26 protein-coding genes are annotated in these 25,257 nt (G+C 68.5%); 14 read left to right on the forward strand and 12 right to left on the reverse strand.

Features of this window, described 5'->3' with window-relative positions; translation table 11 throughout:
- Positions 1 to 8 precede the first annotated feature (8 nt).
- Positions 9 to 416, reverse strand: a complete 408-nt coding sequence (locus ACIA8G_RS05780; protein ID WP_396417092.1) for an Hsp20/alpha crystallin family protein — start codon at positions 414 to 416, stop codon at positions 9 to 11.
- Between the two features lie 212 nt (positions 417 to 628).
- On the opposite strand from ACIA8G_RS05780, the gene ACIA8G_RS05785 reads away from it, so the two are divergent.
- From ACIA8G_RS05785 to ACIA8G_RS05805, 5 genes are all read left to right on the forward strand, one after another.
- Positions 629 to 2,311 carry a PucR family transcriptional regulator gene (locus ACIA8G_RS05785; RefSeq protein WP_396417093.1) on the forward strand — a complete coding sequence of 561 codons (1,683 nt, stop codon included), beginning with the start codon at positions 629 to 631 and terminating at the stop codon, positions 2,309 to 2,311.
- On the forward strand, positions 2,308 to 2,853 hold the full coding sequence (locus tag ACIA8G_RS05790; protein WP_396417094.1) for an MEDS domain-containing protein: 546 nt from the start codon (positions 2,308 to 2,310) through the stop codon (positions 2,851 to 2,853). The genes ACIA8G_RS05785 and ACIA8G_RS05790 overlap by 4 nt, the downstream gene beginning before the upstream one ends.
- Positions 2,854 to 2,886: 33 nt before the next feature.
- A complete protein-coding gene (locus tag ACIA8G_RS05795) occupies positions 2,887 to 3,927 on the forward strand; it encodes a hypothetical protein (protein ID WP_396417095.1) in 1,041 nt (346 codons plus the stop codon).
- Positions 3,928 to 4,184: 257 nt separating this feature from the next.
- The gene (locus ACIA8G_RS05800) at positions 4,185 to 4,577 is read left to right on the forward strand and encodes a pyridoxamine 5'-phosphate oxidase family protein (RefSeq protein WP_396417322.1); all 393 of its coding nucleotides are present in this window, start codon (positions 4,185 to 4,187) and stop codon (positions 4,575 to 4,577) included.
- A gap of 128 nt (positions 4,578 to 4,705) precedes the next feature.
- On the forward strand, positions 4,706 to 4,996 hold the full coding sequence (locus tag ACIA8G_RS05805) for a hypothetical protein (protein WP_396417096.1): 291 nt from the start codon (positions 4,706 to 4,708) through the stop codon (positions 4,994 to 4,996).
- 85 nt (positions 4,997 to 5,081) lie between these two features.
- Here ACIA8G_RS05805 and ACIA8G_RS05810 read toward each other — a convergent pair whose 3' ends face one another.
- The 7 genes from ACIA8G_RS05810 to ACIA8G_RS05840 all read right to left on the reverse strand — a co-directional run bounded on the left by ACIA8G_RS05810 (position 5,082) and on the right by ACIA8G_RS05840 (position 15,036).
- Positions 5,082 to 6,368 carry a M14 family metallopeptidase gene (locus ACIA8G_RS05810; RefSeq protein WP_396417097.1) on the reverse strand — a complete coding sequence of 429 codons (1,287 nt, stop codon included), beginning with the start codon at positions 6,366 to 6,368 and terminating at the stop codon, positions 5,082 to 5,084.
- Positions 6,369 to 6,557: 189 nt separating this feature from the next.
- On the reverse strand, positions 6,558 to 9,371 hold the full coding sequence (locus ACIA8G_RS05815) for a BTAD domain-containing putative transcriptional regulator (RefSeq protein ID WP_396417098.1): 2,814 nt from the start codon (positions 9,369 to 9,371) through the stop codon (positions 6,558 to 6,560).
- A gap of 143 nt (positions 9,372 to 9,514) precedes the next feature.
- Entirely contained in the window at positions 9,515 to 10,489 is a 975-nt protein-coding gene (locus tag ACIA8G_RS05820) for an AraC family transcriptional regulator (protein WP_396417099.1), read from the reverse strand.
- Positions 10,467 to 11,618, reverse strand: coding sequence for an alpha/beta hydrolase family protein (locus tag ACIA8G_RS05825; protein WP_396417100.1), 1,152 nt, complete (start codon positions 11,616 to 11,618; stop codon positions 10,467 to 10,469). The genes ACIA8G_RS05820 and ACIA8G_RS05825 overlap by 23 nt, the downstream gene beginning before the upstream one ends.
- Entirely contained in the window at positions 11,615 to 13,198 is a 1,584-nt protein-coding gene (locus tag ACIA8G_RS05830) for a bifunctional 3-(3-hydroxy-phenyl)propionate/3-hydroxycinnamic acid hydroxylase (protein ID WP_396417101.1), read from the reverse strand. The genes ACIA8G_RS05825 and ACIA8G_RS05830 overlap by 4 nt, the downstream gene beginning before the upstream one ends.
- Positions 13,199 to 13,229: 31 nt before the next feature.
- Positions 13,230 to 14,165: a VOC family protein gene (locus tag ACIA8G_RS05835; protein WP_396417102.1), complete on the reverse strand. Its 936-nt coding sequence runs from the start codon at positions 14,163 to 14,165 to the stop codon at positions 13,230 to 13,232.
- Between the two features lie 16 nt (positions 14,166 to 14,181).
- On the reverse strand, positions 14,182 to 15,036 hold the full coding sequence (locus tag ACIA8G_RS05840) for a fumarylacetoacetate hydrolase family protein (RefSeq protein ID WP_396417103.1): 855 nt from the start codon (positions 15,034 to 15,036) through the stop codon (positions 14,182 to 14,184).
- 197 nt (positions 15,037 to 15,233) lie between these two features.
- On the opposite strand from ACIA8G_RS05840, the gene ACIA8G_RS05845 reads away from it, so the two are divergent.
- The 5 genes from ACIA8G_RS05845 to ACIA8G_RS05865 are packed head-to-tail and all read left to right on the forward strand — an operon-like array spanning position 15,234 to position 19,395.
- The gene (locus ACIA8G_RS05845; RefSeq protein ID WP_396417104.1) at positions 15,234 to 16,358 is read left to right on the forward strand and encodes an FAD-dependent oxidoreductase; all 1,125 of its coding nucleotides are present in this window, start codon (positions 15,234 to 15,236) and stop codon (positions 16,356 to 16,358) included.
- 23 nt (positions 16,359 to 16,381) lie between these two features.
- Positions 16,382 to 17,524 carry an alpha/beta hydrolase family protein gene (locus tag ACIA8G_RS05850; RefSeq protein ID WP_396417105.1) on the forward strand — a complete coding sequence of 381 codons (1,143 nt, stop codon included), beginning with the start codon at positions 16,382 to 16,384 and terminating at the stop codon, positions 17,522 to 17,524.
- Between the two features lies 1 nt (position 17,525).
- Complete coding sequence (locus ACIA8G_RS05855) at positions 17,526 to 18,464, forward strand: VOC family protein (RefSeq protein WP_396417106.1); 939 nt, start codon at positions 17,526 to 17,528, stop codon at positions 18,462 to 18,464.
- A gap of 11 nt (positions 18,465 to 18,475) precedes the next feature.
- Positions 18,476 to 18,940: a lipocalin-like domain-containing protein gene (locus tag ACIA8G_RS05860; RefSeq protein ID WP_396417107.1), complete on the forward strand. Its 465-nt coding sequence runs from the start codon at positions 18,476 to 18,478 to the stop codon at positions 18,938 to 18,940.
- Positions 18,937 to 19,395: a cupin domain-containing protein gene (locus ACIA8G_RS05865; protein WP_396417108.1), complete on the forward strand. Its 459-nt coding sequence runs from the start codon at positions 18,937 to 18,939 to the stop codon at positions 19,393 to 19,395. The genes ACIA8G_RS05860 and ACIA8G_RS05865 overlap by 4 nt, the downstream gene beginning before the upstream one ends.
- A 67-nt stretch (positions 19,396 to 19,462) precedes the next feature.
- Here ACIA8G_RS05865 and ACIA8G_RS05870 read toward each other — a convergent pair whose 3' ends face one another.
- Positions 19,463 to 20,623, reverse strand: a complete 1,161-nt coding sequence (locus ACIA8G_RS05870) for a carboxymuconolactone decarboxylase family protein (protein ID WP_396417109.1) — start codon at positions 20,621 to 20,623, stop codon at positions 19,463 to 19,465.
- 120 nt (positions 20,624 to 20,743) lie between these two features.
- Entirely contained in the window at positions 20,744 to 21,199 is a 456-nt protein-coding gene (locus ACIA8G_RS05875; RefSeq protein WP_396417110.1) for a hypothetical protein, read from the reverse strand.
- 274 nt (positions 21,200 to 21,473) lie between these two features.
- Between ACIA8G_RS05875 and ACIA8G_RS05880 the strand changes: the two genes are divergently transcribed.
- The 3 genes from ACIA8G_RS05880 to ACIA8G_RS05890 are packed head-to-tail and all read left to right on the forward strand — an operon-like array spanning position 21,474 to position 22,354.
- Positions 21,474 to 21,854: an integrase core domain-containing protein gene (locus tag ACIA8G_RS05880; RefSeq protein WP_396417111.1), complete on the forward strand. Its 381-nt coding sequence runs from the start codon at positions 21,474 to 21,476 to the stop codon at positions 21,852 to 21,854.
- A gap of 23 nt (positions 21,855 to 21,877) precedes the next feature.
- A complete protein-coding gene (locus tag ACIA8G_RS05885) occupies positions 21,878 to 22,186 on the forward strand; it encodes an Imm53 family immunity protein (protein WP_396417112.1) in 309 nt (102 codons plus the stop codon).
- A 15-nt stretch (positions 22,187 to 22,201) separates the two neighbouring features.
- A complete protein-coding gene (locus ACIA8G_RS05890; RefSeq protein WP_396417113.1) occupies positions 22,202 to 22,354 on the forward strand; it encodes a hypothetical protein in 153 nt (50 codons plus the stop codon).
- A 539-nt stretch (positions 22,355 to 22,893) separates the two neighbouring features.
- On the opposite strand, the gene pdxY is transcribed toward ACIA8G_RS05890, so the two are convergent.
- Positions 22,894 to 23,745: a pyridoxal kinase PdxY gene (pdxY, locus tag ACIA8G_RS05895; RefSeq protein ID WP_396417114.1), complete on the reverse strand. Its 852-nt coding sequence runs from the start codon at positions 23,743 to 23,745 to the stop codon at positions 22,894 to 22,896.
- Between the two features lie 23 nt (positions 23,746 to 23,768).
- Between pdxY and ACIA8G_RS05900 the strand changes: the two genes are divergently transcribed.
- Complete coding sequence (locus ACIA8G_RS05900; protein ID WP_396417115.1) at positions 23,769 to 23,951, forward strand: hypothetical protein; 183 nt, start codon at positions 23,769 to 23,771, stop codon at positions 23,949 to 23,951.
- 10 nt (positions 23,952 to 23,961) lie between these two features.
- Here the strand turns inward: ACIA8G_RS05900 and ACIA8G_RS05905 are convergent, their stop codons facing one another.
- Positions 23,962 to 25,038 carry a serine hydrolase domain-containing protein gene (locus ACIA8G_RS05905; protein ID WP_396417116.1) on the reverse strand — a complete coding sequence of 359 codons (1,077 nt, stop codon included), beginning with the start codon at positions 25,036 to 25,038 and terminating at the stop codon, positions 23,962 to 23,964.
- Positions 25,039 to 25,257 lie beyond the last annotated feature (219 nt).

Below are 25,257 nucleotides of genomic sequence, written 5' to 3' on the forward strand. Positions count from 1 at the left end.
GCTACCCCTCAGGCGTTGACGGTCGTCTGCTCGGCAACCTCGATCTTGCGAGGCTTGCTCGACTCGGCGATCGGAATGGTCAGCACGAGCACGCCGCGGTCGAACTCGGCGGTCAGGTCACCGGCGGCGAGCATGTCGCCGAGGAAGAACTGACGGCTGAACTCTCCGTGCGGCCGTTCGTCGATCAGCACCTCGTCGTTCTCGAGCCGCAGCGGGTGTCGCACGGTCTTGACCATGACCACGTTGCGTTCCACGGTCACGTCGACGTCCTTGCTGTCCACGCCCGGCAGATCGAGTGCGACGATGCACCGGTCACCGCGGCGGAACGCCTCCATCGGCAGCGCGCGTGGCGTGCGGACTGTCTGCTCGGAGAGCCGGTCGAGTTCGCGGAACGGGTCGAATCGCATCAGTGTCATCTGGGCTCTTCCCCTTCTGGATCTTGTGTTCCGGGGACGTGCATCGAATCCACCGTTGCGAAGACACGCGGGTTGCGCGTCGTCCTGCGAGTACGAATCTCGCCCTCCGGACTGGACCCGGCAGCACGAGGAGAACGGCACTAGGCTGCTTGGCAGACCATCGACCACCCAGCGACTGCGCGGGGGAAGGCATGGCTGTCGGAGCCGGAGACGTGGACAGTTGGGCTCGCGGCCAACTGTCCACTCTCTACGGCCTCTTCGTGTTGTCGCTGAAGATGTTCAGCGGCAGGGACCCTGAGAGGATCCTCGCCCTCGCGGCGACTTCGGTGCCGTCATTGGGGCCGTGCACGGTCGCGGCGACCTATCTCATGACCGCCGGCAGCCTCGTGCGGCAACCCGCGGGCCACCCTGCTGACCCAGAACTCGATCCGCTCGTGCCCGAGCTCGACGATCGTGGTTCCGGCGTGGTGCTTCCCGACGGCACGTGGCGCTGGGCGTTCCCGCTGAGAGGGGCGAGCGGTCTGGCCGGCTGCCTGGTCGTGGTGGCGGAGTCGGAACCGACGGTCGACGAGATGTTCCTGCTCAAGGTGCTCGGCCAGCAGACCAGCGCCGCGCTGGCGAACGCGACCCTGCACCGCAAGGAGGATGCGTACGCCGACCGGCTGCGCCGGTCCAACGACGAACGGTCCGAGGTGAACGCGCGGCTGACCACGACGGTGAACGAGCTGCGGCACCAACAACGCGTGCAGGAGGTGCTGACCGGTGTGAGCGCCAGCGGCGCTGGTGAACAGGGAATCGCACACGCGCTCAATGAACTCACCGCGCTGCCCGTCGCCATCGAGGACCAGTTCGGCAACCTGCGCGCCTGGGCAGGGCCGGGCCGTCCGCACCCCTATCCGAAGCTGCCCGCACGGCGCAGGGAGGACCTGCTGCGCCGCGCCGCCCGCCTGACGTATCCGCTGCGATCGCAGGACCGGCTGATATCGCTGGTCAAGCCGCATCACGAGGTGCTGGGCGTGGTCGCCTTGATCGATCCGGCGAAGACCGCGCGGGACCACGAGATCTTCACGCTGCAATACGGCACGACCGTGCTCGCGCTGGAGCTGGCCCACCAGCGCAGCCTCGCGGAGGTCGAGCTGCGGCTGCACCGCGAGCTGGTGGACGACCTGGTGGCGGGCACCGACAACGACAGCGCGTACGCCCGCGCTGACGCGCTGGGCCATGACCTGCGCGGACCGCACCACGTCGTGGTGGCGCAATGGGGCGGCGGCCAAGCTGGTGACGCGCTGTCACACGCACTGTCCCGCGCGACTGTCGAGCTGGAGTGGAAGGCGTTGTGCTCACGGCGTTCCGGCGTCGTGGTCGTGCTCGTGCGCGGCCGTCCGGACGGCGAGGCGCTGTACCGCTCAGTGGCGCACGATCTGGGCACCGACACGGGCGTGGTCGCCATCGGTGGATGCTGCTCCGCGCCGGACGAGCTGCCGCGTTCGTTCAACGAGGCGGTTCGCACGCTGCGCATCCGGCAGACGTCGCGCACTCCCCGCGGTGTGGCGTCGTTCGACCAGCTCGGCCTCTACCGGATCCTCGACACGGGCAAAAATCGCGCCGACGTCACGTCGTTCGTGGGGGAGTGGCTGGGCGACCTGATCGACTACGACAACACGCGGGACGCGGACATGGTCCGCACGCTCTCCCATTTCCTGGAGTGCGGCGGCAACTACGACCGGACGGCGAGCGAGCTGCTCATCCATCGCAGCACGCTGCGCTATCGGCTGGGCAGGATGAGGGAGATCACCGGGTTCGACCTGGGCGACGTGGACGTTCGGCTGAACCTCCACGTCGCCACGCGCGCGTGGCAGGTGCTCCAAGGGCAACCGCTGGAGGGCCGCCCATGAGTGCTGCGTTCGATGGCGTGGAGATCGAGCTGCACTCACATCTGTGCGTGTTCCACCGCGGTCGCGCCGAACGGGACGACCTGTTGATCCCGTTCCTGTCGGACGGACTTCGCCGCGGCGACGCGTGCCAGTACTTCGCCGTCGCCGAGGAGGAAGGCGATGTCGAACGGAGCCTGGGAGATCTGGGCTCGCGGCTCCAGGTGCACCTGCCGGAGGAACGACCTCAGCGCGGCGGCACGCTGGACAGCGACGCCATCCTGGCCGACCTGGACGACTGGTCGGAAAGGGCGGGGACGACCTGCCGGGTCGCGGGCGACATGGGCTGGGTGAGGAGTTCGCTACGACGCCAAGAGCAGCTCGACGCGCTCTTCCAGCACGAGGTGAACGCCGGACTGTGGGTGAACAGGCGCCCGGTGTACGCACTGTGCTTCTACGACCTGGACGTGTTCGACGGCGACGTGATCGTCCCGATGGTGAAGGCCCATCCGCAGATCTGGATGACCGGCGTGCTCGTCGACAACCCCTACCGCCAGCAGCCCTGATTATCCGAGAGCCCGCGGGGTACTCGACAACGCATGCAGGAGACCGTTGTGCTCGGTCTGCTCGCCGATCCAGGGCTGGCCACCGACATCGTGGAGGACCTCGCCGAAGACCTGCCACGGCGGCTGCGCCGCGACGTGGACGGTGATGTGGAGTGGCGAGTGGTGTCCGTGTGCGACCAATTCGCCGCCGACGAGCACGGCACCGTGCGGCACGTGGTCGAGGCCGTCCGTGATCAGGTCGTGGAGGAGCGCTGCGATCTGTGGGTGTGCCTGACGGACCTGCCGCGCAGGGCGGGCACAGACCCGGTGGTGGCCGACGCGAGCGCCGTGGACGGGCTGGCCGTGGCATCCCTGCCGGCACTCGGCAGCTGGGGCCTGCACCGGAAGACCGGGGACGTGGTCACCGCCGTCGTCGGTCAGCTCAGGGACCGCGAGGTGTCGTTGAGGGGGCTCGCCCGGCGGGTGGACTCACCCACCGACGACATCGGCGTGCGGTTCGTGGCCCCAGGGCTGCGCGGCCGGCTGCGGCTGGTCGCGGGCATGGTCAGGGCGAACCGGCCGTGGAGGCTCGCGATGGGGCTGTCCAGCGTGCTCGTCGCCGCGTTCGGCACGGGCGCGTACACGCTGACCAGCGCGACCATGTGGACGCTCGGCGCCCACGCGAGCATTGCCAGGCTGGCGGCGGCGATGCTGCTGTCGATCACGGCGATGGTGGTGTGGCTGATCGTCACCCACAAGCTGTGGGAACGTCCGTCCGACGTGGTCGGGAAGGAACGGGCGCGGCTGTACAACCTCACCACCGTGCTCACGCTGGCATTGGGGATCTCAACGTTGTACTTGGTGTTGTTCGTGGTGGTGCTCGCGGCGGCCTTGCTCGTGCTCGAGCCGTCCGTCATGGCACAGGAGATCGGCCATCCGCTGGGCGTCGGCGACTACCTCGGCCTGGCGTGGCTCGCCGCGTCGGTCGCGACCGTGGCCGGTGCGCTGGGCGCGCGGCTGGAGAGTGACGAAGCGGTGCGCAACGCCGCCTACGGTTACCGCCAGCAGGAGCGCCGGGAGAAGCTCCAGAAGTGACACCTCAGGTCCGCAGCCTGGGTAAGCCGCTCTGATCGCGTACGGATGAGAGGCCGGTCGACCATCAGCCCGTGGTGCTCTGTTCGAGCGTGACTGCAGCCGTAGAACCGGATAACGACGAGTCGTCAGGCGGATAGTGCTCGACCGACAGCGACGGTTCACTGAGGTCGTGGATCTTGAGCAGCGCTCGATGTCCTCACTCTGCAGAGCAGGAACATCGTGATGAAATCAGACCAGCGGAAGCGTGACACGTGGTGATGCCTGTACGCGAGCTCACCAACAGTGAGTGTTGGGACTTGCTGGACCGCGTCAGCCTGGGGCGACTGTTGTACACCTCAGCTGGTTTGCCAGTGGCTCAGCCCGTGCGGTTCGTCGTGCGCAACAAAGTGATCATGATCAGTCTTGACCAGAGCACCGCGACCAAGTTGCTGCCGCACGGATTCGAGTTCGTCGCGTTCCAGGCCGATGACTGTGTCGATGGTGCGCAGACGGGATGCTCGGTGACGGTGTACGGCAGGGCGCAGGTGGTCTCTCGCCAACGTCGCAACAGGGCCGAAGCGGCCGGGTTGCCAGGCCACGACGGGAAGGCTGTCTACGCTTGTGTTGCGCCGACACAACTTTGTGGCAGCCGGCTGGATCTTCGCGCCTGAAACCCCAGCTCGTCTCTGGCGCACGCCCCATGCGGTCGAGAACCAGGCGTTTCGGCGCTGGGTGGTCAGCCAGAGCAACCCCCTCGCATCTGACACGTCCGACAAGGCGAGATCGACTTGGGGGACGAATGCGCACGATCACCACACTGTTGCTCACCTGCTTCGCCCTGACCGCGTGCGCCTCGCACCGCATCGAGGCGGACCCGACGTTCATCGTCATCGATGTCGGAGAAACGACGTACGAGATCAACGTGAGCAGCGGCCGGCCAGACGACCTGCGCTCGGACAACTGGCACCGTTCGGTGGTCGACAGGGCGGAGTTCGAGACCGAGGTGCAGAAGGGCGACCACGTGGTCTGTCATCTGACGGAAACCGACGCCGTCCGGATCACGAAATGCCGGAAGTCATCAGCGCCATGACGATGAGGACGCTGCTCGCCCTGACATGAACGCTGCTGCGGGGACGTTGCCGCTGTGCGGCCCGTCCCCGCAGACGTTAGAGAGCTCAGCCCGCGTACGGAGCCTTGGCGGCCTTGGCCGCGGTCAGGAACGCGCCTTTGTTCTTGGGCCAGAACAGACTGTCCACACAGGAGTACTGCGGGAAGAACCCGCCGCACCTACCGCTGCCGGAACCGATCTCGAACGTGTAGCTCGCGATGCCCAGGTTCCCGTAGGTGAAATCATCGGTCGTGCCGGTCGTGTCGCCCTCCGCCACCACCGTGTATCCGTTGAAGGCCGCCATCTTTCGTCCCAGCGCGGCCAGCTGCTGTGCGTTCGGGTTCGGGTTCCAGGTCCAGCCCCACGGAGGCATGATCAGGTCACCGTAGCTGTGCACCGTGATCATCACGCCTTTGGTCGTCACTGGTGCCGGGTCGGTGTCGCCAGGACCACGCTGGTCTGGGAACAACTGCTTGAACCACGTCTCGATCGCCTTCGTCTCCGGCTCAGAACCGGATGCCGTTCCCTGGTAGGTCTCGCCGCATCGCCCGGTGCCGGCGCCGCCCCACTTGAACGTGGAGTTGCGGTTCAGGTCCACGCCTGCGCTCGGCGCGGAGCACGAGGCGCCTGTGTTGTTGGCGTTCTTGCGTTGCATCAACGGCGAGTTGCCACCGGACGCGACGATGTCCACGCCATCAGGATTGGCGATGGGCACCACCCACAGCTCGGTCGTGTCCAGAATGGACGTTACCTCCGCGTCCGTGCCGTATCCCTTGGTGACGTGGTCGATCCAGCGCCACGCCAGCTCGCCGGTGGCCAGCTCCCGAGCGTGGATCTGCGCCATCATGGCGAACCTGGGTTTGGCGGAGTTCGGCTGCAACGAGCAGTCACCGGTCTGCTTCTTGGTGATGCAGATGGCTTTGATGTCGTGACCACCTTGGCCGCGCGTCTTCCGCCAGCTGTCGCCGATGTCGTGCACCTGAGTCAGCGCGGGGAACGCCGCTGCCACGTCGGTCAGATGCTTGTCGTGCTCGGCCGCCGTGTGGTAGCCGCCGTAGAAACTCAGGGCACCGGCAGTCGCTGCCGGTCCAGCCGGTACGGGCTTGTAGACCGCGTCGAACTTCTGCGGCCGATAGCCAAGTGTGCGCAGCCTGTCGGCCACGCCCTGGTCACCGACCACCTGCAGGGTGCCGCCGGCGCCGTGCTCGACGTCGAATCCGGCCGCCTGGAGCGTGCGTTCGTCAGCTCCCTGAACCTGCCAGTAGTACGGTGCCGTGTCCGGTTGCGCGGCAGCCGACTCGTTCGTCCCGAACAGGACCAACGCCGCCACGACAAGACATACCCGTGCTTTCATCGATACCTCCAGGGCACCCGGCGGCCGGGACAGGGGACGGTGGCCGCCGCGCCGAACGCGAGTATGGGGCCGCGCGAGACTGCGGAAACACCTACGAACGGTGGTCAACTGATTCCGGAAAGTTACGATTGGTGTAAGCAGGCTGGCCCGAGAGTCGACCTGCTTTGGAGTACGCCGCCGGGGACGCGCTCACCGTTCACCCTCGACATCTGCACCGAGACCCCTGTAGGTCGGTGTGGTTCCGCTCAGGTCCATTGAGGACAGTTCGCCGCCCGTGGCCAAGGCGGCGAGCCGCGCGTGAACGCCTCTGGCGTCAGGATGACTCAGGTCGTCGAGCAGGGCCGACGCACCCCGCAGCGCGTCTCGCGCCGCGGATGTTTCGCCTTCCGCGAGGTGTGCGTCGGCAAGGCGGGTGAGGGTCGCGGCGTTCTCGAACACGTCTCCGAGTTCCCGGTACAGCGCGAGTGCCTTTTGGTAGCACTCGATGGCACGAGCGTTCGCGCCCATGTTGTGGTGGATGAAGCCGAGGCTGTCCCAGGTGACCGCTTCTCCCGTCCAGTCACCGACACCGTGATGCCGTTCGAGTGCCTCCTGGCACATCGTCAACGCGCCGTGGTGACTGCCCAGCTGGCAGAGGTACCAGCCGACCTGGTTCAGCGCGGCGGCCTCGCCTGCGAGGTGACCGCACTCTCGATAGATCTCCAGTGCGCGTTGGCCGTGCTCGAGTGCCTCGGCGTAGCTGCCTTGCGCGTCGGCCATCAGCGCGAGGTCGCGATGAATGCCCGCCTTGCCGACGGGAGTGCCACCGAGGTCCAGTGCCGACGTGAGGTGAGCCCTCGCCTTGGCGAAGGAACGCATCATGATGAACGCCTGGCCGAGCCCGCGATGCGCACTCGCGAGCGCGCGCGGGTCGGCCAGTCTGGCGCTGGCTGCGAGCGCGGACGTGCCGATCTCGATCCAGTCGTGCCACCTGCCCTGGCGGTCCAGGAAGTCTGCGGTTGTCCAAGCGAGTTGCCACACGTGTTGGTCGAAGCCTTCCGTGGCGGCAAGTGGGAGGAGTTGCCGCAACACCGCGATCTCGTCTTCGAACCACCGCCACGCGGCCTGGTAGTCGCTCAGCAACTCAGGACGCGTTCCCGGCGCCGGGTTGCCCACGTCGATGCGGTCTCTCGCGGGACGCAACAGCAGTGCCCCGGAGAACGCCGTGTGCAGGTAGTGGTCCAGGAGGCGGCGCACGGCGTCGTTTCTCTCCGGTACCGGGGCCTCCAACCGGAACTGCTCCGCGGCGTATGCCCGCACCAGGTCGTGGAAAACGAACCGGCCCGGCTGGTGTTCCTCGGCCAAGTGCACGCGCGCCAGCTCGTCCAGCGCGTCTTGTGCCTCCTTGCCGGACAGCCCGGCCAGGCTCGCCGTCGCCGCGGCGGTGACGTCCGGTCCCGGATGAACGCCGAGCAGGCAGAAAACCCGCGCCGCCGTCGGTCCGAGATGCTGACAGGACAACGAGATCGCAGCCCTCACGCTGGTCTTCGGGTCGTCGTCGTCCAGAGTGTCCAAACGCGACTGTTCGCTGTCCAGCTCGCCTGCCAGCGCCCTGAGGGAAAAGGTGGGGTTCAGCGAGGCTCTGGCGGCGAGCACCGCGAGCGCGAGGGGCAGGAATCCCGCACCCGCGATGAGCTCGTCGACCGCCTGGGTCTCCGCCTCCATCCGGTCGCGGCCGAGATGACGCTCGAGCAGTGCGCGGGCCTCGCGGAGGTCCATCTGGCGCAGGGTGATCAGATGCGCGCCTTCCCCGGCGACGAGACCTATCAGGTGGTTGCGGCTCGTCACGACCACCGTCGAGGTGCCGGCGCCCGGTAGCAACGGGCGGATCTGCGGCACGTCCCGCGCATTGTCCAGCACCACGAGGCATCGCCGTGAACTCAAGAGACTGCGGTATGCGGCTGCCATCGCGTCGATGTCGGACGGAACCCGATCGGGCGCCACACCCAGCGTGGTGAGGAGCGACCGCAACACCTCCGCCGGCGACACGGCAGACCCGGCGTGCTCGAACCCCCGCAGGTTGACGTAGAGCTGACCGTCGGGAAACGACTCCTGCGCGCTGTGTGCCCAGTGCAAGGCCAGCGTCGTCTTCCCCACTCCGGCCGCGCCGCTGATCGCCACGAGTGGCCGGTGCCGGCGAAGCAGGTCGTCGAGCATTTCCAGCTCTTCCTCACGCCCGGCGAAGAACGGTGAGTGCGCGAGAAGCTGCCGTGGCACCGGCCGGCCGGGCCGCCGTGCCAGCGCGGCGGGCGAGTGCTCGTGCCGCTCGCGGACTGCCGGGCTCGGATCGACCCCGAGCTCATCGGCCAGCCTCCGGCTCAGCTCGGCGTAATGCCGGTCAGCGTCAGCGTGGCGACCCGATTTGTGCAGCGCCAGGATCACCTGACCGGCAAGCCGTTCGTCCAGAGGGTGTGCCGCGGCTTCGCGGAACATCTCTCCCAGCACGTCGTCCTGTCTGCCGAGCCGTATCGCCACCTCGTTGCGGTCCAGCACCGCGGCGAACCGCTCGGCTTCGAGGGTGGCGCGCAGTTCCTCGAGCCACGGCGTGGTCAGCCCTTCGAACGGCTTGCCCCGCCACAACGCGAGCGCACGGTTGAGCAACCGAGCCGCCTGATCGTCGTCCGCAGTCCGCGCTTCGGCGACCAGCCGCCGGAAGCAGTGGAGGTCAACCGCGGTGGGATCGGCCGTGAGCACGTACCCGTCGCGTTGCTTGGCAACTGTCACGTCCCCTGCTGCCGCGAGCGCCTGGCGCAGCCGGGAGAGGTAGCCGTACAGCACGTTCTTCCCGCGATGCGGCAGGTGCTCGCCCCACACCCGGCTCAGGATCCTTTCCACCGGAACCGGCTGCCCGATGTCGTGGAGCAGCGCCACCAGCACGCACTGCTGCCGCGCGTGCCCCACATCGACGCTCTGGCCGTCGATGTGCACCTCGACGTCCCCGAGTACGCGGAACTCCACTGGCATGGAACCGAACTAACTCGTCACGACCAGCCGATTCAAGGTCTCGCGAACTATTGCTGACATTTTCCTTCAATCGCAGCTCGTTGCGCTTGCCCTTGATTGCTTTGGTGCTCGGAACTTCTGCCAATAGGCGTGGACCGCTCGGGTTATCTGCGGGCGGCGGTGGCCGAGGGAAGCTCGCCGAACCGCGAGCGGTACTCGCCGGCGAATCGGCCGAGATGGGTCATACCCCAGCGATAGGCGATCTCGCCGATCTGGTCGTCGGTCGACAGCAGGTCGTGGCGTATCCGGTCCAGGCGGAGGTCGCGGACGTATCCCATCGGTGAGGTCCCGAGTTTCTCCCGGAACGCGCTGCTGATCGTCCGTGCGCTGCACCCGGCCGCCTCCGCGATCTGACCGAGGGAGATCTGTTCCGGCAGATGGGTTTCGACGAACGCGACCGCCGCACGCAGCGCTTTCGGATGCGGCGTCACAGGTCCGCCGTGCAGCGCGGGGGTGTGGGTGTGCGGCTGGGCGAGCAGCAGTGCGGTCACGATGCAGCGCAACTGGCTCCGTTGCAGTTCCTCGCGCTGGAACAGCGGATCGCCGGAGTCGAGTTGCTCGATCAGTGATCCGATGAGCAGCTTGACCGCCCTGCCGCGCGGTTCGGAGAGGTCGAGCGGAAGGTCGAAACGCACGGCGGCACCGGTCGGGCCACCGGTGAGCGCCGCGAGCTCCCGCTGGACGAGTTCGGCGTCGATCCGCAGGCCGAGGAATCTCGTCCCCGGCCGACTGGGGCGAAGTTCCTGGGCATCGCCTGGGTTGAACACCCCGGCCCTCGTCCGGCTGAGGACGGCTTGCCGGCCGTCACTGCTCGCGGCGATCTCACCGGCGAGGCCCAGGTTGACGAAGTAGGAGTCCCTGCCGGCCGCGGTGCCGACCCGCACCGCCATCGAGGAGGCGAAGTAGCCGACGGCGAAGTCCGCCGCCGCGACACCGCGCACCTCGTGCTCGCCGCCCGCGAAGGGGCCGAGGGGACTGGTGGTGACCGCGCCGCCGAAGAGCCGGGCCGCCGAGTGGAGCAGGTTCACCGGATTGCCGGACTTCGTGATGACGAAATCACGCAGGGGACTCGACGACACTGCTCACCTCTTCGGTAGGCGGTGAGATCAGGCTACCGAAGAGGTGAGCAGCGAGTCGGTCAGCGAACCAGTCCGCGACGAGCACGTGCTTCTCGTGCGAATGGTTGTAGACGCAGTGGTCACCGTCGGGCCACTCGGCCCAGCGCTTGTCGGGCGATCCCGCGGCGTCGAAGAGCGCGCGGGCGTTCTCGATCAGGAACACCTGGTCGGGCCTGCCGTGCAGGACCAGCAAGGGGACCCGCAGACAGGCGAGTCGCTCTGGGGTGAGCCGGAAGCGCTCCATCGCCGCCCGCGCCTGCTCGGGGTCGTCGATCCCGAGCAGGGGCCGCACCTTCGCGGTGAACCTCGGGTAGCGGTCCAGGATCTCGGCGGGACGGACGGTGCCGCCGGTGACGCAGCAGGCCGCGAACCCCTCGCCTGCGCTCGCGGCCAGCGCGGCGAGGAACCCGCCCATGCTGTTCCCCCAGATCCCGACGCGGTCGCCGAGCCGGTCGTCCGCGAGCAGGGTGTCCGCGACGGTCACGAACGCCTGGTCCACGTCCGGGGTCATCCGGCTGCCGTGGAACAGCCTGCTTTCTCCTTGGCCGGGACCATCGGCGAGGAACACGGCGATGCCGCGGTCGAGCAGATACGTGGCACCGACGTGGTACTCCTCCCTCCATCCGTCGAACCCGCCGACGATCACCACCGTGGGCGGGTGCTGGACCGCGGCGGGGCGCAGCAGCCAGCCCGACACAATCCCGGCCGGGGTGTCGATGTCGAGGTGTTCGGTGACCGGCTGGGTCAGTGCGCCCGCGGCGCCGAAGGCGGCGATCAGCTTGCGGTAGAGCTCCCGTTTGCGAGGCTCGGTGTCGGTGAGCGGGACCTGTCCGACCCGGAAGCAGGCAGAGGCCAACAGGTACCAGTCACGTGCGGTCGTGGTGTGGCCCACAGCGAGAGCGGCGGCCGCGCGGGCGAGGTTCTGCTCGCCCAGTTCTTCCGCGGCCTCGTCCCAGGGCCGTCCGCTGTCGACGGATCGGTAGAGGTCGCTGACGTCGGCGAAGTTCATGCCGTTGCCGACGAGACGTTGTACCGGCATCGCCCGCTTGTGAGCCTCAGCAGCGGCTTTCCAGCCCGGGGTCTCGTTCACGATGCGGCCGCGATCCGAGCCGGCCCACCGATCGCCCGCCCGAGTGCGTCGACGACCCGGCCAACGGCGGCGCTGTCCTCGGCGGCGCCGAAGACGTAGAAGTCCGGCCGGTAGAGGATCATCGAGAGGCCGGTCCTGGCGAAGTAGCCGGCGTAGTAGCCATCAACGTCGGCGGGATCCTCGCCGATGGCGACGACCTGGGCGTCGAGCCGGTCGAGCACGTCGGCCTGGCCCTCGGTGAGTTCGCAGCCCGTGCCGGGAGCGAGCAACAGGGTCCACCCGTGGCCGACCAGGTCGTCGAACCGCCCGGTCAGGCCGCCGGTCCGCACCCGGCCCTGCGGGGCGAGCCTGCCCACGACCTCGGCCGCCCTGCCGCCGGCCTCGGTGTCGAGCAGCCCGCCGAGCAGGTGCGGGAAGGGCGGCGGGGGCGGGACCTGGCCGCGTCGGAAGGCCTCGTCCCTGGCCGCGGCGATCTCCGGATCGAAGGTGCAGGACACCCGGCCCGCCTCGACGGACATCTGGATCAGCGTCGCGACGTGCGGCGCCCGCTCGACCTGGTAGCTGTCGAGCAGGGCGTCGGCGGCGCGGTCGCGCAGCACCAGATCGAGCCGCCAGGCCAGGGCCTTGGCGTCGCGGACGCCCGAACACATCCCCTGCCCCATGAACGGCGGCATGACGTGCGCGGCGTCGCCGGCCAGCAGGATCCGGTCGCGGCGCCACCGGCCGGCGAGCTTGGCCTGGAAGGTGTAGACCGCGTGCCGGACCAGGTCGGCCTTGTCCGGTGTGACGCCGTACGGCGCGAGCAGTTCCCAGGCTGCCAGCGGGTCGGCGAACCGCTCTGGATCCTCGCCGGGCAGCAGTGCGAACTCGAACCGGCGGTGCCGGGTGCCGAGCTGGAACAGGCAGTGCGGCCTGGCCGGGTCGCACACCTGCCCGTTGTCGAATCCGAGGTCCAGCGGGACCTTCGGCTCCAGGTCGCAGACGAACCAGGTCTCCCGGAACCCGAAGTCCGTCTGGGTGGTGCCGAGTTGTGTGCGGACGAAGCTGTTCGCGCCGTCGGCGCCCACCAGGTACCGGCAGCGCACGGTCCAGGTGTTCTCGCTCTGGCGGAGGGTGACTGCGACGTGGTCCTCGCGCTGGGCGACCGCGGTGGCCTCCCAGCCCTGGTGCACCGAGACGGTCGGCAGGGCCCGCACCGCCGCGTCGAGCGCGTCCTCGATCGACGGCTGGTACATGATGTAGTCCGAGGGCCAGCCGGAGATGCCGTCGACGTCCCAGTCGAAGGTCAGCAGGGTCTCGCCGCCCGCGTTGCGGAACACGTACTTGGTGGCGCGGAACATGTCCTGCTCGATCCGCCCGGCGATGCCGAGGGACTGGAAGATCCGCATGATCTCGTGATCGACGTGCCCGGCGCGCGCCCGGCCGTACAGGTGGGGCCAGCGCTCGAACACCGCGACCCGGTGGCCTGCCTGCCCGAGCAGGGCCGCCAGGGTCTGGCCGACCGGGCCGTACCCGATCAGCACGACGTCGTAGAGGACGTCGTCGTCCGGCTGTCCGGTCGGAACGGTGGTCGCGGGCATCGTTACCTCCAGCGGGGGATCGGGCGAAAGGTCAGCCGGGCGCGTGCGCGCCGGTCATCAGCTCGGCGAGGTCCTCCGGCCGCAGGAACGACGGGGGAGGCGGCGGCCCCCAGCTGAACAGGCCCTTGGCGCCCTCGAGGGCCTCCGGCGTCCAGAGCTGGTCGTCGACGATGCAGTCCATGTCGGAGTAGTACTCGCTGAAGTTGCCTGCGGGATCTTTGAGGTACCAGAAGAAGTTCGACCCGGCGTGGTGCCTGCCGAGGCCCCAGACGTGCCTTTCGGGATGGCCTTTCAGCATCGCCGTGGCGCCCCTGCCGACCTCGTCGATGTCGTCGACCTGCCACGAGGTGTGGTGCAGGAACGTCGTCGGAGCGCGCAGCACCAGGACGTTGTGGTGGTCGGTGGAACAGCGCAGGAAGGCTCCCTGCCCGGCGATCCGGTCGGAGAGCCGGAAGCCCAGCCCGTCGCGGAAGAACCGCTCGGTCGCGTCGGGATCGGTGCTGCCCACGACGACGTGCCCGAGCTTGCGGGGACGCACCGCCGCGGTGCGCTCGACGCCCGGCGCCCGTCCGGTGCGGTCGATTCGGCCGGGCCCGTTGTACGGGGTCGCCGCGACCTCGCGCTGGACGCGGCGCGGCTCGACGCGGACGACGGCGCGCAGCCCGGTGACGGGTTCGACCGCCGCGATCGACCCAGGCTGGCCGTCCTCGATCGGGACGCCGAGCCGGGTCAGGGCGGCCGCGACCCGGCCGAGGTCGTCCGCGTCGTCGGCGCCGACGGTGAGTTCGACGAGCCTGCGCCGTGCGCTCGCGACGATGCCGAGTTGCTCGCCACCGTCCTGGGTGCCGAACCGCTGGCCGCGGGGATCATCGGACAGCTGGTCCAGGCCGAAGTCGCGGTAGTAGGCGCCGGTCGCGGCGACGTCCGGGACGCCGATGACCACGCGCGCCAGTCTGTGCAGTGCCATGGTGCTCCTCTTGGGCTCAGCCGGCGGTGAAGGTCTGGCGCAGCTCGCCGATTCCCTCGACGTGACTGGTGAGAACGTCGCCATCGCGCAGGAAACGCTGCGGCTTGCGCGCAAGCCCGACCCCGGACGGCGTGCCGGTGAACACGATGTCGCCTGCGCGCAGCGGGGTGACTTTGGACAGTCCCTCGATCAGCGCGGGGATCCCGTGCAGCAGGTGCCGGGTCCGGCCGCGTTGCACGGGCTCGCCGTTGATCTCGCAGCCGAGCGCGAGATCGTCCGGGTCGTCGAACTCGTCGACGGTGACGAGCCACGGCCCGAGCGGCGCGAAGCCCGGATGTGACTTGCCGAGGCTGTACTGCGGACTGGGGCCGGCGAGCTGACCGATCCGCTCGCTGATGTCCTGGCCGATGGTCAGCCCGGCGACGTGGCTCCACGCGCTGCCGGCGGTGACGGCTCGCGCGTCCCGGCCGATCACCACGACCAACTCGACCTCCCAGTCGGTTTGCCCGCCCTCTGGCAGCACCACCGTGGTCACCGGGCCGGACAGGGCCGAGCGGAACTTGGTGAACACCAACGGGAATTCCTCCGGGCCGTCCATTCCGGACTCTTCGACGTGGTCGGCGTAGTTGAGCCCGATGGCGAAGACCTGGCCGGGGGCGGGAGTCGGTGCGCCGAGGTCGGCTCGGTCGAAGCCGGTCGCGCCGGACAGGTCGGCGGCACGGGCCCAGCCGAGGAACTCCTCCCACACCGCGAACACCGCCTGCGGGTCCGAGCCGAACCGGCCGGCCGAGGCCTTCTCGACGTCGACCGCGCGGACCGGGTCGGTCGCGGTGAACAGGGTGAGCCGTCCTGCAAGGTTGCCGATGCGCACGTGTCGTCCTCCTGGTTCGGACTCCGGTCACAGTGCCGACCAAGCTAGGTCTGGAACCGCGAGGTCGTTGTCCGGTTCGAGAGGGCGCTGTCCAGATCTGGAAGCGTTGCCGGAACTGGACAGCGGCGTCCGGAACCGGACTGGGCACCCAGGACCGCCGGCCTAACTTTGCCGACTACAGCGGCCAGGGAGGGCTCATGGACCACAGTGACGGCGCGCGTTCAGCGTTGATCGTCGGTGCCGGCATCGCGGGATTGACGACAGCGAGCGCCTTGGCTCGACGGGGATGGCAGGTCGAGGTCGTCGAAGCGGGCGCGGAGGGCGCCACCGCCGGATGGGGGCTGAGCCTGACCGGCCCCTCGCTTCGTGCGCTCGACGGCCTCGGGCTGGCCGAACAGTGCCTTGCTGCCGGGTACGGCATGAGTGTGATCACCAACGCCGACGCGAACGGGGTGGTGAGCTCGATGGAGCTCCCGCACCTGATCGGCCACGATTCCCCGGCGATGGCGGGAATCGCGCGCCCGGAACTGCACCGAATCCTGCGTACCGAGGCACTGCGGCTCGGTGCTCGGATCCACTATGGACTCAGCGTTTCCCGTGTGGACCAGGGGGACGGTGAGACACGGGCCGAGCTGACCGACGGAACGGTGCGCACCGTCGACCTGCTCGTGGGGGCCGATGGCATCCGTTCCGTCGTTCGTGACCTCATCGGCCCGCCCGCCGAGATCCGCTATCACGGCCAGATGGTCTGGCGCGCCCTCGTGCCGCGTCCCGGCTGGGCCACCGGCATCCACACCTTCGCCGGTGCCGGCCACCAGACGGGAGTCGTGCCGATCTCCCGCAACCAGGCTTACGTCTTCCTCACCGAGAACCAGGCTCGGCACGACGTGCTGCCGGATGCCGACCTAGCCCGGCGGATGGGGGAGCTGCTGGCACCGTTCAACGGCCGTGTCACCGAGATCCGGTCCGAGGTCGAACGGTCCGATTCGGTGGTTCGAAGGCCCCTGCAGACAGTGTTCGTCGACACGTCGTGGTCGGACGGGACCAGCGTCATCATCGGCGACGCCGCACACGCGCCCTCGCCGCAGATGGCCAGCGGGGCCGCACTCGCCATCGAGGACGGCCTGGTCCTGGCGCAGGAGTTGGACCGCTGCCACGACACCCGCAAGGCCCTCGAAGCTTTCGTGGACCGCCGCAGGGAACGGTGCGAGGTCCTGGTGAACACATCGGTCGCGATCGCGGAACTCGAGCAGCAGCAACGACATGAGCATTCGTATCCGCTCATGGAGGCGTGCCACCAACTGATGGCGCTCCCGGTATGACCGACGTGAAGCAGGAGGTTCGGGTGTCCGACGAAACCGGCCCGTCCCTGGCCGAGGCGAAGTCGTGGTTGCGCTCGCATCTCGAGCAGCGGCGCAACCCGTTCAACGCGATCGGCGAGGCCGCGGCTGCTCGCCACATCGAGACGCTGCCCGGCGTCGACCCGGTCCGCTGGGCGGCGCACTGGCTCGGCGGCGCGGCGGAGTTCGCGGCGGCGGCCGAGCGGGCCGAGGTCGAAGGCGATCGCGGCACCGCGCTGGAGAACTGGTGGCAGGCCTACCAGTTCGCGTTCCTCGGGCGATACCCGTCGCCCACCCATCCCGCCAAGCTGGCCGCCTACGAGCTGGCCCGGACCTACTTCGCCAAGGTCTGTGCGCTGGAGAACACGCCCGTCGAGCAGGTCACCGTCCCGTTCGACGGCCGTGCGGGCGAAGGCGACTCCGTCTCGTTCCTGGTGGCCCGGCCATCCGGCTCCGGCGCGACCAAGTCACCGGTTGTGCTGATGTGGGGCGGAATCGACGTGTGGAAGGAGGAGAGCTACGCCCGCGGCCGGCTGCTGCGCGAACGTGGTTTCACCACGGTGCACATCGACATGCCGGGGGTCGGGCAGTCTCCGGTGCAGGCCGGTACGGACGCGGAACGCCAGTGGGATCCCGTGTTCGACTGGCTGCGGGGCAGGAACGACCTCGACGCGGATCGGGTCGCCGTTCTCGGGCTGTCCTTCGGCGGTTACTGGGCGATGAAGCTGGCGCACACGCACCGCGAACATCTCGCTGCCGCGGTCAACTGGGGCGGCGGGGTGCACCTGACGTTCCAGCCCGAATGGCAGGAGAAGTCCCGCAACGCCTCGTCCTACCTGATGGATCTCATGCCCGCCCGTGCGCGCCTCTTCGGTGGCACCACCTTCGCCGACTACGTCGCGCGCTGCCCCGAACTCTCCTTGCTGGACCAGGGAATTCTGGACCAGAAGTCGTGCCCGCTGCTGCTGGTCAACGGAAAGGACGATCAGCAGAACGCCTCCGCCGACATCCACCTCGCTCTCGAGCACGGTGACCCGAAGAGCGCACGGCTCTTTCCCGGCGGACACATGGGATCCGGCCCCGTCCTGCCCACCGTCGCCGATTGGCTGACCGACCGGCTCGGCCACGCAGCAACCGAAGGGAACTGACATGTCCGCCACCGGCCTGATCACCCACCTGCGGCACGTCGACATCGCGATGCCGAACTTCGCCGAACAGCGCACGTTCTACAAGGAGACGTGGGGGCTCACGGAGACCGCGAACGACTCGGGGGTCTCCTTCCTCGCCGCCGAGGGCTCACCGGAGCTGTACGTGGTCCGGCTGCGCAAGGACGAGCAGAAGCGCACGGACCTCATCGCGTTCGGCTCCGCCGGCCCCGCAGACGTGGACACCCTGACCGACCGGCTGATCGATCGAGGGGTGACCCTCGTCCACGAACCCCGCGTGCTGGACACGCCGGGCGGCGGCTACGGCGTCCGGTTCTTCGACAACGAGGGGCGAGTCGTCGAGGTCTCCGCGGACGTCGCGGTCCGGGCGCACCGCAAGATCGAGGAGCGCGAGTCCGTGCCGGTACGGCTTTCGCACGTGCTGATGAACACGCCCACCCCGGAAGTGACCGTCCGCTGGTACATCGACAACCTCGGGTTCCGGCTGTCCGACACGATGCGGATCGGACCCCGCGAGATCATGTGGTTCCTGCGGTGCAACAACTACCACCACAGCTTCGGCTTCGTCCGTGGTCCGCACGCCGCCTTCCACCACGCTTCTTTCGAGATGCGCGGCGTCGACGAGTTCATGCGTGGCACCGGCCGCATGCACCGCCTCGGCTTCGAGCGCCTCTGGGGGCCGGGACGGCACCGTGCCGGGGACAACTCGTTCAGCTACTTCCTCGACCACGCCGGGAACACCATCGAGTACACGACCGAGCTCGAGGTGATCGACGAGGACCTCTGGCACCCGCACATCTACGACCTGACCGATCCCGCCAACGCCGACCAGTGGGGCACCGCGAACGAGATGGACGAGTTCATCGCCGCGCGCTCCCACAACGACGTCGACCGCGGCCTGTTCCTCGCGCCGCCGATGTGAGGGGATCACCGGTGACGACCTCGTTCCGCGAACGGCTCGTCGGCAGCTGGCAGATGATCGATTGGAAGGTCTTCCGCGGCGGGGAAACGATCGACCCACCCCTGGGCCCGGTCGAGCACTGCACCGGGCTGCTCATCTACACCGAAGAGGGCACGATGAGCGCCAACCTCATGCTCGTCGAGCGGGCGTTCTTCGACGACGGGTCGCTCGACGGTGGCACACAAGAGGAACGGGCCGAAGCGTACCGCTCGATCATCTCGTACGCCGGTACCTACGCGGTTAACGAGTCGACCGCGACGGTCGTCCATCACGTGCAGATCGCGACCTTCCCGAACTTCGTCGGTACCGATCTCAGGAGAACGTGCGTCTTCGAGGGCGGGGACACGCTGAAACTCGACACTCCGCCGATGAAGATCGGCGGCGAACTGCTCGCAAGTCACATTCGGTGGCAACGGAAAGGGACGGAGGTCCGATGATGCGGGCGTTCCGCAGAATCGTCAGTGGCCACGACGGCGACGGACGTTCCGTCGTCGCCGAAGACCGCGAATGTCCGCACGTCGAGATCACCCCTCATGCCACCGTGACCAACCTCTGGCTGCACGAGGGACGTCCCGCCAACGAGGTTCCCTACGCCGATCCGATCGGGCCGGGGGTGCCGCTGGCGCCCCCGGCCCGGGGCAGCGTGCTGCGCGTGGTCGAGTTCCCGCCGCGCGGTTCGGGCGCGGCCGCGTACGTCCATCGCACCGAATCGCTCGACTACGCCTACGTCATCGACGGCGAGGTCTACAGCGTCTTCGACAACGGCGAGACCCTCATGCGTGCCGGCGACGTGCTGGTCCAGCGAGGCACCAGGCACGCCTGGGACAACCGCTCCGACAAGCCCTGCACGATTCTCTTCGTCCTTCTCGACGCCGAGCCGCTTCGCGCCTGATGGCGCCCGTCTTGTTGAACGCCAAGCACAGCGCCCAGGTCACCACCACCGACACCGCGCCGGGACGCTACCTGCTTCGCCGGGACCGGTGGTCGGGCCACCCGCTGGGCAGCCGGAACGGGCCGGCCCACGGCTCGAGCGGCACGCCCCACGCGTTCACCTGGAACGAGATCTTGCGGTACTCCCCGCACAGGGTGACCAGCTCGATCAGCTCCACCGGCGAATAGTGTGCGGCCAGGTCCCGCCAGGTGTCATCGGTGATGGTGCACCGCTCGTGCAACTCGTCCAGCGCGGTGATCAGCGCTTGCTCGCGTGGCGACCACGTGTCCGCGCCGACCGGATGTGACAGTGCGTCGATCTCGGCGGCGGACAGGCCTGCGGCGGCGGCGATGGGCAGGTGGTGGTTCCACTGGTAGGGCGCGACGCAGTTCCACGCGCCGCGCAGGATGACGATCTCCCGATCGCGCTCGGTCAGCACCCCGGTCACCACGCCGCGGGCGATAGGCACGGTCTGCTCGTAGAGGTGCGGGTGGCGCACCAGGGTCAACAGGATGTTCGGGGTCTGCGCGCGGTGCTCGTCCCAGATGGCGCTCGCCCCCTCGGTGAGCGACAGCCGCTCGTCGGTGACCGGGTCGCGGTCGGCGGGGGCGTACGGGCGCAGTCGCGGGGCGCGGCGCAGGCCCTCGGCGACCTCGGCGGCCAGGGTGAGCGCCGCCGGGCGCGGGGTCGGGTCGCCGCCGAACTCGTGGTAGAGGTGGGCGACCGTGATGGCCAGGTTCTCCGGGCACGCCCAGTCCGCCCAGCGCCGCAGCGGCAGGTCCACCGCAGTCTCCTCCACCGGCAGACCCCGGTCGAAGCGGCGGCGGGTCTCGACCAGCAGGTGCTCCAAGTAGTCGCGGAAGTCGATGATCCCGGCGACCGTGGTCACCGGGCCGCGGCCGGGCACCACGGCGGCGGGCCGCATCGACGCGAGCTCCGCGCACACCGCGTGCCAGCGGGCGGTGGAGCCCGACCACTGCGCGGGGTGGGTGCCGGGGCAGAGCAGGTCGCCGGTGATCAGGGTCTCGTCGCCGGGCAGCCACACCGCGGTGTCGCCCGCGCTGTGCGCGGGGCCGAGGTCGATCAGCTCGACCGGCACAGTACGTGCCGAGAAGGCCGCGGTGTCGAGATCGAGATCGGCGACGAGTTCGCTGACGGCGGTCATCAGGTCGCGGCCGAGAGCCGTCACTGTGTCGACCGGGACCGCCGCGTTTTGGCACCCCACAGACAGCGGCGCTGGAGGCAGCCGAACGACCCACCCAGCCGCCACCGCAGCTGCCGACCGCCGCCGGGACGTGCGGGTGGCGGTTCAGGGTGGCGGCACGACGCCGTCGGTCGATTCGAGGTCGGAGATCCACAGAGCAAGCGCTGCCCGTGCGTCGCGCAGGGTGCGTGCCGGCTCGCCGAGTCCGTGCAACGCCAGCCGCCGCTGTTCGAGCCTGGGGCTCCGGAACTTCGGAAAGGCGAGCTTGAGGCACGTGTCGATCATCTCGGCGTGGTAGTGGAGCAGCTCAGCCACCCGGAACTCCAGCGACGCGCGGTCGGCGTCGCCGATGAGGTCCAGAGCCCACCCGTGCAGCCGGCAGTATTGGGACGCGACCCGGCCGCCCTGGCGGGCCACTTGCGCTGGGACGTCGCCAGGCTGCGCGCAGGCGTCGATGACCTGCTCGGCGGTGGGCTGGAGTGCGACCGCACAGGTTGCCACCTCCAGCAGCGACCGCAGCGCAATCAGACGCGCGGCGGCGGAATCCTTCGCAGCTGCCACTGCCGCGCCTCGCCGCGGGCGACGCCCCGGAATCCGCATGTGATCCACCAGCCTCGATGAGCCAGCCCGAAGCATCCAGTATGAACAGCCACGAGGTGCGCCGCGAGGTGCGGGAGTACGGATGGCTTCCGGCCGGTTCGGGGGTCGCGCTAGTTCAGGCAGGCCTCCTTATGAGGCTCGACGATTGGGCGAACGATGTTCGATTCCTGGTTGGTGACAGGGCAGGTTCGCGGCGTCGTTCGATTCCGTTCTTGCTGACGCCGGCATCGACGCTGTGAAGATCCCGCCGCGACGTCCACGGGCCAGCTGCTACGCCGAACGGTTCGTCGGCACCGTCAGGCGAGAGCTCACAGATTGGCTGCTCATCATCAACGAGCATCACCTGAAGGCAGTGCTGAACCGCTATGTGGCTCACTACAACCACCGTCGGCCACACAGAGCGCGGGCGGCTCGGCGACCAGGTCACCGCGACCGATCCCGAGTGCGGCAGACGCAGGCACGGGAGGTTACGGCGACGATCGTCGGCAAGGGCGCCAAGCGACTCGTCGACATGGTCAGCCACCGCATGGATACCCAAGGCCCCGTCGCACAGGAACCCCGACGGCACGGTGGTCGACACTCTGCACTTGAATCTGCCGGACGGAACCGCGCGTGAGCCGGATGCATGGGACGATCCGAATGCCGGTTGCTGAGAGCCCGCTCCAGTTCTTCCAGCGGTGGTATGCCGAGCAGTGCAACGGCGACTGGGAGCACGAGTTCGGCGTGAAGATCACGACGCTGGACAATCCCGGCTGGCACGTCGTGGTCGACCTGGGGGACACCGATCTCGAAGGACGCACCCTCGACCGGTCGAAGGCGGAACCGGGTGAGGGGCGGTGGATCTGGGCATCATCGGACGGCCAGCGGTACGAGTCGTCCTGCGATCTGCGGTCGCTCGACGACGCGTTGAGCGGATTCCGGGAGTTCGCGCTGGGACAGGCGAACTGACCGCATGATGTGAAAGTGCTCGGCGTCTACTCCTCACGGGAGAACGCGTTGGCGAGGATCGAACGCGCCAGGGAGCTCGAAGGGTTCCGCGACGAGCCGGAGTGCTTCTACATCGACGAGTACACGCTGGACGAAGACCAGTGGACCACTGGGTTCTTCACGATCTGACGAAATTCGAAAGGCCGCCGCCTCACGGAGATTCGCGGGGCGGCGGCGTTGTCGACAGTCGGGTCAGCTGGCCTGCAAAATAGCCGCGAACTGCTCCCGCAAGTAGCGGTGGCGGTTCCCAGCCCCAGTGCCGGATCTCCTTCTGAGGGTTGCCCGCGGGGATGGCCCCGTGCGCAAGGGCGTCAGGAAGCCACCAGCCAACGTTGGCGCTCGGGCCGGCGATCTGCTCGTCGCAATCCTCGTAGATGCAGTCCTTTTCGTACATGCCGTTGACGTGGGAGAGGACCTGGCGGGCTTCCTCCCCGTTGGCGTCAGCGAACTGCTGGTAGACAGCGATCGCCGGAGGGCGTAGGAGTTCGCCGCAGATGGGCGGAACGTTGGTAGATGTCGGCCATCGCGTCCTGCTGCGGCGGCCTCTACGCCTGATCGAAGTCCGGCCCCCACTCGACGCTGTCGGTCTCGTGACTCGGCACCGACCTGCGCGGGGTGGCGATTAGACGGTCGCGGGTCGTCCTACGCGGCGATCGCGCGACGCGGGCTCACCGCACCTGCTCGGCCTTGAACTGCATCCGCGGCGTCGCGTAGAACTCCTGGGCCTGCACCAGCCGCAGCTCGCGCTCACCGGAGCGGTAGGTCAGGTCGATCAGGTCGAAGACGCTCGACGCGGTGCGCTCCAGCGCCAGTGCAGCGTCCTTCGTCTGCACGTAGTGGGCGGTGAACAGTGCGGCCGTGACGTCGCCGGACCCGTTCGCCTTGAACGGCAGGTGCGGGGTGCTCACGAGCCACGACCCGGCGGTGTCCACGACGAGCATCTCGATCGTGCCCTCCTCCCGGTCGGGCCGCTCGACGCTCGTCACCAGCACGGTCGACGGGCCCATCGCGCGGGCGAGGTCGGCCGACGCCAGCGTCTCCTCGACGGTCGCCGGCTCGGTGCCGGTGAGGAAGCCCAGCTCGAACTGATTCGGGGTGATGATGTCGGCCACCGGCACGACCCTGTCGCGCAGCAACACGGGGATCTCGGGCGCGACGAAGCACCCGGACTTGGCGTTGCCCATCACCGGGTCGCACGCGTAGAGCGCCGCCGGGTTCGCGGCCTTCACCCTGCGCACCGCGTCGATGATCACATCGGCGATGCCCGTGCCGCCCTGGTAGCCGGACAACACGGCATCGACCTGCGGGAACACCCCGCGTTCCTCCACCCCGAGCAGGATCTCGGCCACGTCCGACGGCGGCAGGAGCGGACCGCGCCACGCGCCGTACCCGGTGTGGTTGGAGAAGTTCACCGTGGGGATCGGGACGACTTCGACCCCGAGACGCTGCAACGGGAACACGGCGGCTGAGTTGCCGACGTGGCCGTGGGCGACGACCGACTGGATGGACAGAACCTTCATCCGCCCACCCTAGATCGGATACCTTGACGTCGTGGTACCGCTGGGCCACGTTGGTGTTGGTGGCGCACCTGTTCGTGGTCGTCACGATCGCTGCTGAGCGTGCCAGCCCGGTGCCGGCGGAGATGATCCCGTTGACCCGCAACGAGTTCCGGCACTTGTTCATCCGCCTGGTGGTTGTTCGGACCAGATGTCTTCTGGACCGCTGAACTTGGGCGGCTAGCCCAGCTCGGTCTGGAGCAGAGCGACGAAGGTACCGACCGGGTTGTTCCAGTCTCCGTTCATGTTGCTGACAACGAGGTGTTCGCCGTCGCTGGTGCCCATCGCGTAGGTCCAGGAGCCGTTCATGGCACCGCCGCCACCCCGGACCGTCGAGCCGGACGGTAGGTCCTGTTCCCAGACCCCCATGCCGTAGCGCGTGTTGGGGATCCATCCCGCGCCCTCGGTGGGGACGGTGGACCACATCTCGCGCTGCAGCTCGGGCAGCAGCAGGCGGCCTCCCAACAGGGCTGCGAAGAAGGTTGCGAGGTCGCCGGTGGTGGAGACGATGCCGCCGGCCGCCCAGGCCCAGGAAGGGTCCACCTCGGTGACGTCGTGCACCTCGGCGTCGGCGTCGGGCAGGAACAACCGCGAGTACATCCGCGCGTGTGGGCCGCGGATCGTGGTCTCGTCTGGCAGATAGGTCCCGGCGAGCTGGAGCGGGCCGAGGATCAGCCGGTCGAGCTCGGCGGCGTAGGTGCTGCCCGTGACCCGCTCGATGATCAGTCCGGCGAGCAGGTAGTTAGCGTTGGAGTAGCGGAAGGCCACGCCGGGCTCGAAGTGCGGCTGGTGCCGCAACGCGATCTGGATCAGCTGCTCTGGACGCCACCGGTCGAAGCGGTGCTCGAGATAGGGGCGCCCGACGAGCTGGCCCAGCCGTTCCTCGTCGTCGAAGTCGGGGCTGACGAGCCCGCTGGTCTGGTTGAGCAGGTGCCTGATGGTGATCTTGCCGCCGTCGTTTCCGTTGCCGCGCACCAGACCGGGCAACCAGTGCTCCACGGTGTCGTCCAGGCGCAGGCGGTGCTCGGCCACGAGCTTCAGCACCATGGTGGCGGTGAACGCCTTGGTGATGCTCCCGACCCGGAACCGGTCCTCTGGCAGGCGTTCGCGCCCGCTCGCGACGTCGGCGACCCCGGCGGCACCGAACCACCGGCGATCGCCGTCGCGGACCTCGGCGACGATTCCAGGAACGCCACCGTCTGCGACCGCGTCGTTCAGCACCTGCTGCGCCACGGCGTGATCAAGTTTCGTGAGCATCCGTCCCACCCCCATCTGCTGATCTTCAAGACATGTTGAACGCTAATTTGCGTTCAATGGATCGTCAATCATGATCAGTCGCACGATTGGGATAACAGCAGGTAAGTGGCTCGCGAGTTTTGCAATGAGCGTGCAGCTGAACGCAAACCGGAGGTTGATCGTGTTGCAATGAGCTGCTGGTGAATGCACACTGTTCGAACTTGACGACCGGAGTGAGGG

The organism is Lentzea sp. NPDC051213, from assembly GCF_044455585.1.
Taxonomy (GTDB): Bacteria; Actinomycetota; Actinomycetes; order Mycobacteriales; family Pseudonocardiaceae; genus Lentzea.

Coding starts and splice junctions, on each gene's coding strand:
- ACIA8G_RS05780 (WP_396417092.1), bottom strand. CDS start 416: ATGACACTGATGCGATTCGACCCGTTCCGCGAACTCGACCGGCTCTCC.
- ACIA8G_RS05790 (WP_396417094.1), top strand. CDS start 2,308: ATGAGTGCTGCGTTCGATGGCGTGGAGATCGAGCTGCACTCACATCTG.
- ACIA8G_RS05795 (WP_396417095.1), top strand. CDS start 2,887: ATGCAGGAGACCGTTGTGCTCGGTCTGCTCGCCGATCCAGGGCTGGCC.
- ACIA8G_RS05800 (WP_396417322.1), top strand. CDS start 4,185: ATGCCTGTACGCGAGCTCACCAACAGTGAGTGTTGGGACTTGCTGGAC.
- ACIA8G_RS05805 (WP_396417096.1), top strand. CDS start 4,706: ATGCGCACGATCACCACACTGTTGCTCACCTGCTTCGCCCTGACCGCG.
- ACIA8G_RS05810 (WP_396417097.1), bottom strand. CDS start 6,368: ATGAAAGCACGGGTATGTCTTGTCGTGGCGGCGTTGGTCCTGTTCGGG.
- ACIA8G_RS05815 (WP_396417098.1), bottom strand. CDS start 9,371: ATGCCAGTGGAGTTCCGCGTACTCGGGGACGTCGAGGTGCACATCGAC.
- ACIA8G_RS05830 (WP_396417101.1), bottom strand. CDS start 13,198: ATGCCCGCGACCACCGTTCCGACCGGACAGCCGGACGACGACGTCCTC.
- ACIA8G_RS05835 (WP_396417102.1), bottom strand. CDS start 14,165: ATGGCACTGCACAGACTGGCGCGCGTGGTCATCGGCGTCCCGGACGTC.
- ACIA8G_RS05845 (WP_396417104.1), top strand. CDS start 15,234: ATGGACCACAGTGACGGCGCGCGTTCAGCGTTGATCGTCGGTGCCGGC.
- ACIA8G_RS05855 (WP_396417106.1), top strand. CDS start 17,526: ATGTCCGCCACCGGCCTGATCACCCACCTGCGGCACGTCGACATCGCG.
- ACIA8G_RS05865 (WP_396417108.1), top strand. CDS start 18,937: ATGATGCGGGCGTTCCGCAGAATCGTCAGTGGCCACGACGGCGACGGA.
- ACIA8G_RS05885 (WP_396417112.1), top strand. CDS start 21,878: ATGCCGGTTGCTGAGAGCCCGCTCCAGTTCTTCCAGCGGTGGTATGCC.
- pdxY (WP_396417114.1), bottom strand. CDS start 23,745: ATGAAGGTTCTGTCCATCCAGTCGGTCGTCGCCCACGGCCACGTCGGC.
- ACIA8G_RS05905 (WP_396417116.1), bottom strand. CDS start 25,038: ATGCTCACGAAACTTGATCACGCCGTGGCGCAGCAGGTGCTGAACGAC.